General features: G+C 41.8%; 13 protein-coding genes. 9 read left to right on the forward strand and 4 right to left on the reverse strand.

Features of this window, described 5'->3' with window-relative positions:
• The first annotated feature begins 6 nt into the window (after positions 1-6).
• Together DI53_RS02360 and DI53_RS02365 are read left to right on the forward strand one after the other, a co-directional pair.
• Complete coding sequence (locus tag DI53_RS02360; RefSeq protein WP_052071976.1) at positions 7-1,131, forward strand: MFS transporter; 1,125 nt, start codon at positions 7-9, stop codon at positions 1,129-1,131.
• 24 nt (positions 1,132-1,155) lie between these two features.
• Positions 1,156-2,448 carry an AI-2E family transporter gene (locus tag DI53_RS02365; RefSeq protein ID WP_081939372.1) on the forward strand — a complete coding sequence of 431 codons (1,293 nt, stop codon included), beginning with the start codon at positions 1,156-1,158 and terminating at the stop codon, positions 2,446-2,448.
• Here DI53_RS02365 and holA read toward each other — a convergent pair.
• Positions 2,445-3,455, reverse strand: coding sequence for a DNA polymerase III subunit delta (gene holA / locus DI53_RS02370; protein WP_037494937.1), 1,011 nt, complete (start codon positions 3,453-3,455; stop codon positions 2,445-2,447). The two genes, DI53_RS02365 and holA, sit on opposite strands and share 4 nt — an antisense overlap.
• Before the next feature lie 81 nt (positions 3,456-3,536).
• On the opposite strand from holA, the gene DI53_RS02375 reads away from it, so the two are divergent.
• The 6 genes from DI53_RS02375 to DI53_RS02400 all read left to right on the forward strand — a co-directional run bounded on the left by DI53_RS02375 (position 3,537) and on the right by DI53_RS02400 (position 9,092).
• Positions 3,537-4,004, forward strand: coding sequence for a type I restriction enzyme HsdR N-terminal domain-containing protein (locus tag DI53_RS02375; protein WP_037494939.1), 468 nt, complete (start codon positions 3,537-3,539; stop codon positions 4,002-4,004).
• Positions 4,005-4,062: 58 nt separating this feature from the next.
• The gene (gene clpP / locus DI53_RS02380) at positions 4,063-4,761 is read left to right on the forward strand and encodes an ATP-dependent Clp endopeptidase proteolytic subunit ClpP (protein WP_037495085.1); all 699 of its coding nucleotides are present in this window, start codon (positions 4,063-4,065) and stop codon (positions 4,759-4,761) included.
• Positions 4,762-4,772: 11 nt separating this feature from the next.
• On the forward strand, positions 4,773-6,023 hold the full coding sequence (gene clpX, locus DI53_RS02385) for an ATP-dependent Clp protease ATP-binding subunit ClpX (RefSeq protein ID WP_037494942.1): 1,251 nt from the start codon (positions 4,773-4,775) through the stop codon (positions 6,021-6,023).
• A 93-nt stretch (positions 6,024-6,116) separates the two neighbouring features.
• Positions 6,117-6,932 carry an AMP nucleosidase gene (locus DI53_RS02390; protein WP_037494944.1) on the forward strand — a complete coding sequence of 272 codons (816 nt, stop codon included), beginning with the start codon at positions 6,117-6,119 and terminating at the stop codon, positions 6,930-6,932.
• Positions 6,933-6,971: 39 nt separating this feature from the next.
• Positions 6,972-8,336, forward strand: coding sequence for a pyridoxal-phosphate dependent enzyme (locus DI53_RS02395; RefSeq protein ID WP_037494945.1), 1,365 nt, complete (start codon positions 6,972-6,974; stop codon positions 8,334-8,336).
• Between the two features lie 54 nt (positions 8,337-8,390).
• Complete coding sequence (locus DI53_RS02400; protein ID WP_037494947.1) at positions 8,391-9,092, forward strand: FkbM family methyltransferase; 702 nt, start codon at positions 8,391-8,393, stop codon at positions 9,090-9,092.
• 38 nt (positions 9,093-9,130) lie between these two features.
• On the opposite strand, the gene DI53_RS02405 is transcribed toward DI53_RS02400, so the two are convergent.
• On the reverse strand, positions 9,131-9,433 hold the full coding sequence (locus tag DI53_RS02405) for an FtsB family cell division protein (protein ID WP_037494949.1): 303 nt from the start codon (positions 9,431-9,433) through the stop codon (positions 9,131-9,133).
• A 260-nt stretch (positions 9,434-9,693) separates the two neighbouring features.
• On the opposite strand from DI53_RS02405, the gene DI53_RS02410 reads away from it, so the two are divergent.
• Positions 9,694-10,056, forward strand: coding sequence for a hypothetical protein (locus tag DI53_RS02410; protein ID WP_037494951.1), 363 nt, complete (start codon positions 9,694-9,696; stop codon positions 10,054-10,056).
• A 98-nt stretch (positions 10,057-10,154) separates the two neighbouring features.
• Here the strand turns inward: DI53_RS02410 and eno are convergent, their stop codons facing one another.
• Both eno and carA read right to left on the reverse strand, forming a co-directional pair.
• Positions 10,155-11,453: a phosphopyruvate hydratase gene (eno, locus tag DI53_RS02415; protein WP_037494953.1), complete on the reverse strand. Its 1,299-nt coding sequence runs from the start codon at positions 11,451-11,453 to the stop codon at positions 10,155-10,157.
• Between the two features lie 226 nt (positions 11,454-11,679).
• Complete coding sequence (carA, locus tag DI53_RS02420; protein WP_037494955.1) at positions 11,680-12,780, reverse strand: glutamine-hydrolyzing carbamoyl-phosphate synthase small subunit; 1,101 nt, start codon at positions 12,778-12,780, stop codon at positions 11,680-11,682.
• Between the last annotated feature and the right edge of the window lie 516 nt (positions 12,781-13,296).

Below are 13,296 nucleotides of genomic sequence, written 5' to 3' on the forward strand. Positions count from 1 at the left end.
CTATGCATGAGCTCGCTTCTTTTTTCTGCGAGCTTTAACATGATCATTCCTGAGCTTCCGAACCATCTCAGTAAAATGGGCGGGGGCGAACACAAAGGGCTAATTATTGCGCTTTTCACCTTGACGGCAGGTATTTCACGACCGTTTAGCGGAAAGCTAACGGATCGTTGGGGTCGTGTGCCTGTGATGGCGGTAGGCTCTGTGGTTTGCTTTGTCTGTGGCTTCCTCTATCCGGTGATCAGCTCTGTTGCCTTGTTTTTCTTGCTTCGCTCAGTACATGGCTTCTCTACAGGCTTTAAGCCAACCGCTACATCAGCCTATGTTGCTGATATCATCCCGCAAAATCGCTGGGGGGAAGCATTGGGCATGCATGGATTATGCTTTAGCATCGGCGGTGCTATAGGTCCAGCGGTGGGAAGCTATATCGCCCAGAATTATGGAATTAATCCGATGTTTTATAGCTCATCGCTGTTTGCTATGCTCTCGATTGTCATTGTGATCAATATGCGCGAGACCTTACAAAATAAAGAACGGTTTTCTACCTCTATGCTAAAAATCAAGCGTAACGAAATACTGGAATGGCGGGTGCTGCCCGCAGCCATCGTGACGCTTTTGTCCTATTCCGGATATGGCGTTATATTAACTCTAATACCAGACTGGAGCGAGCATCTTGGAATAGGCAACAAAGGCCTTTTTTTCACTGCCTATACGCTGTCCTCGATCCTGATACGGTTTGTATCAGGCAAGGTAGCGGATCGTTATGGACGAATCCACGTCATGATCGTAGGGCTTTTCATTGTCGCTATTGCGGTACTATGTATCGGGATAGGGGACTCTATTGAAGGCCTGATCACGGGGGCGATTATTTACGGGATCGGCACTGGTATCCTCTCTCCTGCTGTGAACGCCTGGACGATTGACCTCAGCTTACCCCAACACCGTGGTAAAGCGATGGCGACTATGTACATTGCGCTGGAAGTGGGCATAGGCGGCGGCGCACTCCTAGCGGGTTATGTTTACAGCGATAACTTAACACGTATACCCACTATTTTCCTGGTCAATAGCCTCATCATATCAATTGCTTTCTTCTACGTTATTTTTTGGAATCAGAAAAACAAAAGAACAACTTAATTGTTGTTTGAAAAAACATTTTTGATGGAAAATAATTCAAAGAAATTTCCCTACGCTCTGGATTTGGCGGCGAGTCTTTTAGCGATGGCGTTGCTGTTGGGATTTATGTATGCAACGGAGACCGTGCTGGTGCCTTTACTGTTCGCGATTTTGATTGCGATTTCTTTGTACCCCATGGCCCGTTTGTTTGAACGGATGCGCCTAGGCAAGGCTACCGCGGCGATACTTTCTGTCATTGTGGCCATTGCGGTACTGTATGTTATCGGTTGGTTTATCGTTCACCAAAGCATAATAATCGGTAAAGATGCCACGGCGATTACGGATAAGGTGATGTCGGTGCTCGACCGCGCACAACGCTGGGCAGAGGACTCGTTCGGTATTCAGCGCAGCGCTGTGATGGATCAACTGCGTGATCAGGGCAACAAGATGATGTCTAACGCGGGTACAATGGCTTCTGCAACCTTCGGATCGATCGGAAATATTTTGGCGGGAGCCGTACTGGTTCCTTTATTTGCCTTTTTTCTTCTGTATTACCGTGATTTCTTTCGGGAATTTTTTTTCAAAGCATTCAAGAGCGTACCGCAGTCAAAGGTGCACGAAACCTTGAATAAAATCTACTATGTTGTACAAAGCTATCTATTGGGCTTGGTAACCGTAATGGGAATTGTGGCTATTCTTAATACCGTAGGTCTGATGGTTATGGGCATTGAATATGCTTGGTTCTTCGGTACATTAGCTTCGCTACTGATGTTATTGCCTTACATTGGAATTGCGATTGGCTCCATCTTACCTGCCTTGTTCGCACTGGCCGTTAAGGACAGCGCTTGGTATGCCGTAGGTGTTATTGCCTGGTTTCAGGTGGTGCAATTTTTGGAAGGAAATGTTATTACGCCAAATATAGTAGGGAGCAAGGTGAGCATTAACCCGTTGATGGCTATTATTGCCATTTTGCTGGGCGGCATGTTATTTGGATTATCTGGATTAATCTTGGCTTTACCCCTCACGGCCACGATCAAAGTGCTATTTGACGCTATACCATCCATGCAAGCTTTTGGCTTTCTTATCGGCGAGCCGGAAAAGGAGCATTTGAAAATAAATGCTACGCAGGAGTTGCTTATCAAATGGGGCGTCGTGCGCAAGCCTAAAATGGAGAAAAAAGTGAAGATAGATGTTGAAATAGATACCGATGATCCGACCGCGCCCACCAAGGTTCACTATAAGGAAATTCACGAATCTGAAATTAATCCTTTCGAGGAATCGCCTGAAAAGGAAAAAGGTTTTGGGGCGGAAAAGGGAAAAGATACTAAACGCGACTAGTTTAGTATCTTGAAAATCAATTCGCGCAGAATGTCCCCGCTATCCGTAAAGGGTCCTACATCCATACCTTTCGTCTTTAGATCATAAACACTGAGGTGATGAATGATGGAGAATGTTTTTTTACGGTTGAAGTTTCGCGCAGCAGCTTCGTATTCTTTCAGAAAGAAGGTGTGCACGCCCAGCTGCTTCGCGGCAACCTGCGGTGACTTATCTGGCAGGTAGTGATATTTCAAGATTTTAGTAAAATACGTTCCTAGGTTACCGATTACCATCGGAAGGGGATTTGATTTAGGATTTGCAACAAAGTAATCCACAATCTGTATAGCTCGAACAGTGTTCCGTTTTGCCAAAGCAGACTGAAGTTCAAAGACGTTGAAATCCTTACTGATACCTATATTTTGTTCAATATGGAGGGCTTGCACTTCTTGGTGTTTTGGCACGTTTAGCAATAATTTATCGATTTCATTGGCTATTTTAGAGAGATCTGTCCCCAAATAATCGGCCATCATGGCCGCGGCTTGCGGATGGATATTGCGGTCGGCTGAACGAAATTGATCGACGATCCACTCCCCGATCTTGTTATCATAGAGTTTCGCAGATTCAATGACCACGCCAGCCTTTTCGAACGCTTTATAGATCTTTTTTCGTTTGTCAAATTTCCCATACTTGTAGGCTATGACCAAGATTGTTGAGGGTGTTAGGTGCTCCAAATATTTTAATAAAAGTTCTTCCTCCGACTTCCATTTCAAGTCTTGCGCCTCTTTGATGATGATAAGCTGGTGATCGCTCATCATGGGGTAGCGTTTTGCAGCGTTTACAATATTTATGATGGTACTATCTTTTCCATAGAGTATAGTTTGGTCAAAACCCTTTTGCGCATCGGTGAGTACCTTGTTCTCCAAGCTATCGGTGATCAAATCGATGTAATAAGACTCATCGCCATGCAAAAGGTATACAGGGCTGAACTTTCTTTTCTTGATATCGGCGAGGATTGCATTTACATTCATACCTGACGAAATTACGAATTTTCAACGTTTTATTGCGGGTTGGTAATTTTGTTGTCCGCTTAAATTATCGTATTTTTGAGGATGTTTGAGCCTATTCCGCTAAATTTACCGGCGTATTCGTCTAAGATCACGCAAAAATTGGATAAGCTATTTATTTTTGATGAGCTGCGAAAAAAGGACTTAGTGCTTACACCTGAAGAATGGGTCAGGCAGCATTGGATTCATTACCTGCATCGCTACAAACATTACCCGAAAGCTCTAATGCAGATCGAAGGTGGACTTCGGTTGAATACATTAAAGAAACGAAGCGACCTATTGATCTACAACAACGAAGGAGAGAAGATCCTTTTGGCAGAGTTTAAAGCGCCGACTGTCAAAATTACCGAAAAGGTATTCCATCAAATTGCCAACTACAACAGTATACATAAAATCCCCTTACTTTTGGTTAGTAACGGCATAGAGCACCATTATTGCAAAATAGATTTTGCTGAGAGTCGATTTTTCTTTTTACCGGAACTGCCAAATTATAATTCGGCGCTCTATTTGTAGTTAAGATTTAAATGTTATTTTTATATTGGTATTTTATAAAACAGAAAACACAACAGCAATGAATATAGATAAAAACGAATTTAGAAAATATGCAATCCAACATCATCGTATAGGTAGTCAGTATGTAGACGGCTATATTTCCCGTGTACAGCAAAATATGCCGACCAACCTTACGCCTTACATTATTGAGGAACGCCAACTCAATGTGGCGCAGATGGACGTTTTCTCCCGGTTGATGATGGATCGTATCATCTTCTTAGGTGATGGTATCAATGATCAGGTTGCAAATATCGTGCAGGCTCAACTTTTGTTTTTGCAGTCTACCGATGCACAACGTGACATTCAGATCTATATTAACTCACCAGGTGGTAGCGTGTATGCTGGTTTAGGTATTTACGATACGATGCAATATATCTCTCCAGACGTAGCAACGATCTGTACGGGTATGGCTGCTTCTATGGGTGCAGTTCTATTGGTTGCTGGAGCGAAAGGTAAGCGCGCAGCTTTAAAACATGCTCGCGTAATGATTCATCAGCCTTCTGGTGGTGCGCAGGGTGTGGCATCTGACATGGAGATCAATCTTCGGGAAATGTTGAAGCTTAAAGAAGAACTATATACGATTATTTCCGAGCATTCAGGCCAACCTTACGAGTGGGTAGAGAAGTCTTCCGATCGCGATTATTGGATGAAGGCGGCCGAAGCAAAAGAATTTGGTATGATTGATGAGGTACTATTGCCTAAAAAAGAAGTTAAATAACAAATCAATCGATGAGTAAGATTAATAATAGAGATATCCGTTGCTCGTTTTGCGGCATTAGCAAAAACGATGCGCAAATGCTTATTGCTGGCGACGGAGCTCATATATGCGATCGTTGCGTGACCCAGGCAGGTGAAATTTTGGCGGAGGAATTGAAGCAGCGTAAAAGCAAGTCATTACAGACGACGCTTAAGCTTGTGCGTCCTATCGAGATTAAACAGCATTTGGATCAGTATGTAATCGGGCAAGATGACGCGAAGAAAGTAATTTCTGTTTCCGTATACAATCATTATAAACGCTTGAATCAGAAAGTAGACAAGGATGAAATAGAGATTGAAAAGTCCAATTTGATCATTGTCGGTGAGACTGGAACGGGAAAAACCTTGTTGGCTAAAACGGTAGCCAAGATATTAAACGTTCCTTTTTGTATCGTGGATGCTACTGTGCTAACGGAAGCAGGCTACGTCGGTGAGGATGTCGAGAGTATTTTGACAAGACTGCTCCAGGCGGCTGATTATGACGTGGCTGCTGCAGAACGCGGTATTATCTACATCGATGAAATCGACAAGATTGCACGTAAGAGCGACAACCCATCTATCACCAGAGATGTCTCCGGTGAAGGTGTACAACAGGCTCTACTGAAAATATTAGAAGGTACGAATGTAAATGTTCCACCGCAAGGTGGGCGTAAGCACCCGGATCAGAAAATGATTTCGGTAAACACGAGCAACATCCTCTTTATATGTGGTGGTGCATTTGATGGCATTCAAAAGAAAATTGCGAACAGGTTACGTACGCAGACGGTAGGTTACAAGATGAAGGATGATGATGAGGAGGTTGACTTGACAAACTTGTACAAATATATCACACCGTTGGATTTGAAGAATTTTGGGCTCATCCCCGAGTTAATCGGTCGTTTGCCGGTGTTAACATATTTGAATCCGCTTGATAAAGAAACGCTATTGAACATTTTGACGGAACCTAAAAATGCGCTGATTAAACAGTATATGAAGTTGTTTAATTACGAGGGTGTAGAGCTAACTTTTGATGAGGACGTTTATGACTTCATTGTCGAGAAAGCTTGGGAGTTCAAATTGGGCGCACGCGGTTTACGCAGTATTTGTGAAGCCATTATGCTCGACGCCATGTTTGAAATACCAACATCGAAGGAGGATACGGGCGATAAGGTATTCCATATAAATTTGGAATACGCCAAAAAGAAGTTTGCGAAGTCAGATATTAAGAAGCTTCAGGTAGCTTAAAAAAATCCCTCAGCAAGCTGAGGGATTTTTTGTATAGTATAAAACGGAATTGTTAGCTACGCGATTCCGATGGTTTAACCTAATGAACAGGATATGACAAAAAAGAAGACGGTAGAAACCCCTATTACGCCCGGTCTAAAATCGAAGAAAGACATTGTGAACAATTGGTTACCGCGCTACACCGGTTGTCCGCTTGAAGAATTTGAACCCTATGTATTGCTGACGAATTTCTCTAAATACGTGAAGATGTTCTCGGAGATGAATGACAATGCGGCAATCTATGGCGAGGATAAAGCGATGCAAGCTTGTACTGCTGGGGGGATAACCATTATCAATTTCGGCATGGGCAGCCCCATGGCAGCCACGGTAATGGATTTGCTTTCCGCTATCAACCCCAAAGCGGTATTGTTTCTTGGTAAGACTGGCGGTCTCAAGAAAAAAATTCCGGTGGGCGAACTTATACTTCCCATTGCCGCTATACGAGGTGAAGGGACTTCTAACGACTACTTCCCGCAGGAAGTACCATCCCTACCCTCATTTGCACTCCAAAAAGCGATATCAACTACGATTCGTGACTACTCGCGGGACTATTGGACGGGAACCGTGTACACGACGAACCGCCGCGTATGGGAGCACGATAAGGCTTTCAAAAAGTATTTGAAAGCAATCCGCGCCATGGCCGTTGATATGGAAACCGCGACAATTTTCAGCGTAGGCTTTTCAAACAAAATACCGACGGGCGCGTTATTACTAGTATCAGATCAGCCAATGGTTCCAGAGGGTGTAAAAACATCAGAAAGCGACTTGGCGGTTACCGCCAAATATGTGGAGACGCACCTCAAAATTGGCATTGACGCACTGAAACAGCTTGCAAATAACGGATTAACCGTTAAACATCTAAAATTTTAAAAGGAGCTATTATCCTGATCTAGCGCTAGAAAATATAATATGTGGTATAACAATATTTTGGAAACCATTGGCAACACGCCCTTAGTAAAACTGAATAAAGTAACCAAACACCTCAAAGGGACTGTACTTGCTAAAATTGAAACCACGAATCCGGGAAATTCTATCAAGGACCGTATGGCCATTAAAATGATTGAAGACGCGGAGGAAGCAGGTTTACTGAAGCCTGGTGGCACCATAATAGAAGGCACCTCTGGAAATACGGGGATGGGTCTGGCAATGGCGGCAGTTGTGAAAGGCTACAAATGTATATTTACCACGACCGACAAACAATCGAAAGAGAAGATAGATGCGCTCCGCGCTTTTGGCGCTGAGGTGATCGTTTGCCCAACAAATGTAGACCCTGAAGATCCAAGATCTTACTACTCCGTTTCCAGTAGACTTGTCAAAGAGGTGCCCAATGCGTGGAAAGCGAACCAGTATGATAATTTATCAAATGCTCAGGCGCATTATGAACAAACTGGCCCCGAAATATGGGCGCAAACTGAGGGAAAGATCACGCACCTTGTTGTGGGTGTAGGTACTGGCGGAACGATATCCGGCGCAGGCAGATATCTACGCGAGCAAAACCCAAATATTAAGATCTGGGGAATCGATACTTACGGATCGGTCTTTAAGAAATATAAGGAAACGGGTGTATTGGATAAAGCAGAAATCTACCCTTATATAACAGAAGGAATTGGTGAGGACTTTATACCTGCAAATGTTGACTTCGAAGTTATTGACTTATTTGAAAAGGTAACGGATAAGGATGCGGCGCTAATGACTCGTGAATTGGCACGTCAAGAGGGCATCTTTGCAGGGAATTCGGCTGGATCAGCTATTGCTGGATTGCTTCAACTAGGAAAATCTTTGAAAGAGGACGATTTAGTGGTCGTTATCTTTCATGATCATGGATCGCGTTATATGGGAAAGATGTATAACGAAGATTGGCTTCGTGAACGTGGATTCCTGAAAGATAAGAAGCTGACCGCGCAAAGCATTTTACAGAAGCGTGGCGACCAAGATACGATTATGGCTGATGGAGCACAATCCATTCTGGAGACCTTTAATTTGATGAAAGCATTAAACATCTCGCAGATCCCGGTGACACAGCAAGGAATGGTAGTCAGCAAGGTAACGGAGTCTGATATTCTGAACGCACTGCTGGATAACCCGTCGCTTAAATCTGCAGCCGTGGAAACCATCGCCAGCAAGGTATTTCCGTTCGTTGATCTCAATACATCTATCGACAAGATATCTACACTAATCGATAAGGAAAATCAAGCGGTACTGGTTGAGGATGTCCATGGAAAAATAAACATTATCACGCAATACGATATTATAAACGCCATTTCTGAAATCTAAAATCCCTGAAGCCTATTGCAAATCTATACTCTTTATTAATTAATAAGGTTCTTTATGGAAAGAAACAGTAAACTTAAGCGATTGGAGTATTGGCTGAAAGCCCGATTAGGAAAAATAGCTTTTATTGACGTGGAGAAGCGCATCAACAAACGCTGGTATGGTAGCGATTACGGCGGCTTTTACGTTAACCCCGATTCCTTAGATGCTCGTTCCGTCGTATATTCATTTGGAATAGGGCAAGACATTTCATTTGACAAGGCAATGATCGAGCAGCACCAATGTTCGGTATTTGGCTTTGACCCAACGCCAAAATCCATAGATTGGGTGCGCAGCCAACATCTTCCACCGCAATTCCATTTCTATCCGTACGGTCTAGGCGTGCGTACAGAAGAAGTAAAGTTCCATCTTCCACGAAATAAAGAGCATGTTTCCGGTAGTATTTTCGACCATGGCTTGGTAAGTGAAGAGGATTATGTTTCCGTTCCGCTGAAAAGCTTCGCAGACATTTTAATGGACAGCGGACATACAAAAATAGATGTATTAAAAATGGATATCGAGGGTTCGGAGTATGTGGTTATAGATAGTATTTTGGAATCAGGCATTGAGATCAAGCAGCTGCTGCTAGAAACGCATGAACGCTTCTTTGCCGATGGTAAAGCTAGAGGCACGAAGTTCTTCAACACATTACGGCAGCACGGCTATCGCATCTTTGCTATTTCTGATACCTATCAGGAGATTTCACTGATTAAAGATTGATGAAGTGTAGCTCCTGTAAAGGAGTATCATTTGGTCTACTACTCTTCTTTAGGTTCTACTTCTTGGATAACGTATACGTCTTCGTTATCCTTTTTCATTTTGTAACGTTCGCGCGCGATACGCTGGATTTCTGTCGGACTGAACTGCGCATCCTTTATGGATTTTTCCATTCGCTCTATCTCCGTTTCATAGAACTCTTTTTCGTTTTCCAGTTTGCTTTTTTCTTGCTGATAAGCGAACTGTGTACTTAAATCATAGCGATCAAAGAAACATATCCAAACGACAAATGCCGTCCCGGCAATCAGATACTTATTCCGTATAAGGCTCAGAAATCTCTCCATAAAACAAAGGTAAATATATCTGCCTAAACTTACGCAGAATTTTGCAGAGTTTCATCTTTGCATAACATAGTTGTAGAGGATTATGTTACATTATCGATAAACAACTAATTGTTAAATGAAGAAATAAATTTGTAAAGATAAAAGATAATTGTAAATTAGATCACTATACGACGTAGCCTCAGTTTGCAGTAACCACAATTCTGGCCCAATGCCAGATACGGTCTGCCAATCCTATTAATGGACGAGTCATATTTAAATTGATGATGAAAAAAACGATAAAACGCGCCTTGCCAGCCCTGCTTCTACTTAGCATGAGCATGGCACTTGCTCTCTTCGGTTATGCTAAACATCAGATCCGGCCTTTTAATGAACTGCATGCAGCGATTGATGGAAAGATACTGCTATCAGACACCACTCAAGCCATCACAATGCCTAAAGGAAATGAATTCACTGGTGTTCTTGTTATCGACGACAAAGTTGACTCCGATCATAGCAAGATAAAAGATAAGGAATTTAAAAAGAGGGTTAAGAAAATGATGATAAGAAAAAATGCGACTCCGGAGGATGTAAAAAAATATGGAACAAATGCATTAAATGGCATTATGTTCATTACAACAAAATAGAGCCGCTGATTTGGTAGTGGGACTGCTATAGTAAAAATAATGTCCTTAGCAAGCTATAGCTACTAAGGACATTTCAGCTTTCACAAGAATGTGATTACTTATTTTTTGATCGCGTACTTGAAGTTTTTACCGATGAAACGTGCGTTTCCACCAAGTTCCTCTTCTATACGTAACAACTGATTGTATTTAGCCATACGGTCTGAGCGTGATGCTGATCCAGTTTTGATCTGCCCACAGTTTAATGCTACAGCCAAGTCAGCGATAGTTGCATCTTCCGTTTCACCAGAGCGGTGAGACATTACCGAAGTATAGCCAGAGTTTTGCGCTAGTGTTACTGCATTGATTGTCTCGGTTAATGAACCAATTTGGTTAACCTTAACCAAGATGGAGTTTGCTGTTGCATCGTCAATACCTTGTTGTAAGCGTTTCGTATTTGTTACGAACAAATCATCTCCAACAAGCTGCACACGTGCACCGATTTTGTCGGTTAGTGTTTTCCAACCTGCCCAGTCATCCTCAGCCATACCATCTTCGATAGAGATGATTGGGTATTTCTCTGACAATTCCGCAAGGTAAGAAGCCTGCTCTTCGCTAGAACGTACAGCGCCTTTATCACCTTCGAATTTAGCGTAGTTATAGCTGCCGTCTTTGTAGAATTCGGAAGAAGCACAATCTAAAGCCAAACAAATATCTGCTCCCGGCTTGTAACCAGCTGTTTCTATCGCTTTCAATACAGTATCTAATGCATCTTCAGTACCATCGAATGTCGGAGCGAATCCACCTTCGTCGCCTACTGCAGTAGACAGATTTCTATCGTGCAAGATTTTCTTCAAGGTATGAAACACCTCTGTTCCCCAACGCAATGCTTCTGAGAATGAAGGCGCGCCAACAGGCATAATCATAAATTCTTGGAAAGCAATAGGCGCATCAGAGTGCGATCCACCATTGATGATGTTCATCATCGGGATAGGCAACGTGTTTGCATTAACACCACCTATGTAACGGTATAAAGGCTGATGAGACTCTTGTGCAGCAGCTTTAGCAACCGCTAAAGAGACCCCAAGGATAGCATTAGCACCCAAAACACCTTTATTTTCGGAACCGTCAAGATCAATCATAATCTTGTCTATCGTGTTTTGCTCGAAAACGTCTACACCTCTTAATGCTTCCGCAATTTTCGTATTTACATTTTCAACAGCTTTTAAAACACCCTTACCCAAGTATTTTGACTTATCGCCATCGCGAAGCTCAACCGCTTCGTGAATACCTGTTGAAGCACCTGAAGGAACAGCTGCACGTCCGACAAATCCGTTTTGTGTGGTTACATCTACTTCGATCGTAGGATTACCGCGCGAATCAAGAATCTGACGCGCATGAACATCAATAATTAAACTCATTTTTTATATTGTCTTTTTCAATTTCCCAACTTAGTGTATAATCAACACTAAGATAACATTTATACTTAGTATATTCAAACTTAGATAAAATTTACCTACTAATCTACATTCCGTTTTAAAAATCTGAATCTTCATTTGAAAGTTTTTGAACTAGCCCGGTTCTTTTGCTACAAAGCCATGAGCACAAAAAAAGGCCAAACGTTCAGTTCAGCCTTTATTTTGTTATCTATGCTTTGATCATAGCAATAAAATCATCAAATAAATAGCGGGAGTCATGCGGACCAGGTGACGACTCTGGGTGGTATTGTACCGAAAAAGCTTTCTTACCTTTCACTCTGATTCCTTCGACGGAGTTATCATTCAAATTCACATGAGTTACTTCGATTTTATCCGATTTTTCGATGTCTTCAGCGACAACGCTAAACCCATGGTTCTGCGAGGTAATCTCACAACGATTGGAAATGATATTTTTCACGGGATGATTAATGCCACGATGCCCGTTATGCATTTTTTGTGTACGGATTCCATTCGCTAAGGCCAGCATTTGGTGTCCTAAACAGATACCAAACATCGGCTTTTCAGCGTCGACAATCTCCTTTATAGTTTCGATAGCATAGTCGATAGCTGCCGGATCGCCGGGGCCGTTTGAGATAAAATAACCATCCGGGTTCCAGTCTTCCATTTCTTTAAAAGTGGTTTTAGCTGGAAAAACTTTCGCATATACCTGACGGGAATCAAAATTGCGAAGAATGTTCTTTTTTATACCTAAATCCAATACTGCCACGCGGGTTGGAGCGCTCTCTTCGCCATAGAAGTAAGGCTCTTTTGTAGAAACGACTGATGAAAGTTCTAAACCTTCCATGGAAGGCACATTCGCCAATATGCTTTTAAGCTCTTCTACATCAAGGTTTTCCGACGAGATAATAGCGTTCATGGCGCCCTTATCACGAATATGACGCACTAAAGAACGTGTATCGATGTCAGATATACCGACTAGGTTTTGTTCTTCAAAATACGTCTGTATTGAGGAATCTGCCATTTGACGGCTATAATTAATATTGTAGTTTTTGCATACCAATCCTGCAATCTGAATCTTTCCAGATTCGGTATCATCCTCATCGATACCATAATTACCAATATGTGCATTTGTAGTTACCATGATTTGTCCATAATAGGACGGATCGGTAAAGATCTCCTGATAACCCGTTGTACCTGTATTGTAACAGATTTCGCCCGTTGTCGTTCCAATTTTTCCGGCAGCCTTGCCATGATAAACCGTTCCGTCTTCGAGCACCAAAATTGCTGGTAATTTACTGTAGTTGGTCATTCTTTTATATTAATGTATATGGTTCCTAATGTATAGATACAAAAAAAGCCCAAAAGGGCTAAAATTAAATCAAATATCCTGTGAATCAATGTAAACATTGAATTTCTGCCACGCTGCAACGAGAAATGTTACCCCATTTTTCACGAGAGACAAAGTTAGGTAAATAAAGTAAAAAGGCAAAATTAAAAAGTCAAAAAAAGGAAATGTAGGAATGGAAATTAAAAAGGCAAAATTAAAAAGTCAAAAAAAGGAAATGTAGAAATGAAAAATTAAAAAGGCAAAATTAAAAAGTCAAAAAAAGGAAATGTAGAAATGGAAATTAAAAAGGCAAAATTAAAAAGTCGAAAAAAGGAAATGTAGAATTGGAAATTAAAAAGGCAAAATTAAAAAGTCAGAAAAAGGAAATGTAGAAATGGAAATTAAAAAGGCAAAATTAAAAAGTCAAAAAAAGGAAATTTAGAAATGGAAATTAAAAAGGCAAAATTAAAAAGTCAAAAAAGGAAATGTAGAAATGGA

The sequence above is a fragment of the Sphingobacterium deserti genome (genome assembly GCF_000757725.1).
Classification (GTDB): domain Bacteria; phylum Bacteroidota; class Bacteroidia; order Sphingobacteriales; family Sphingobacteriaceae; genus Sphingobacterium; species Sphingobacterium deserti.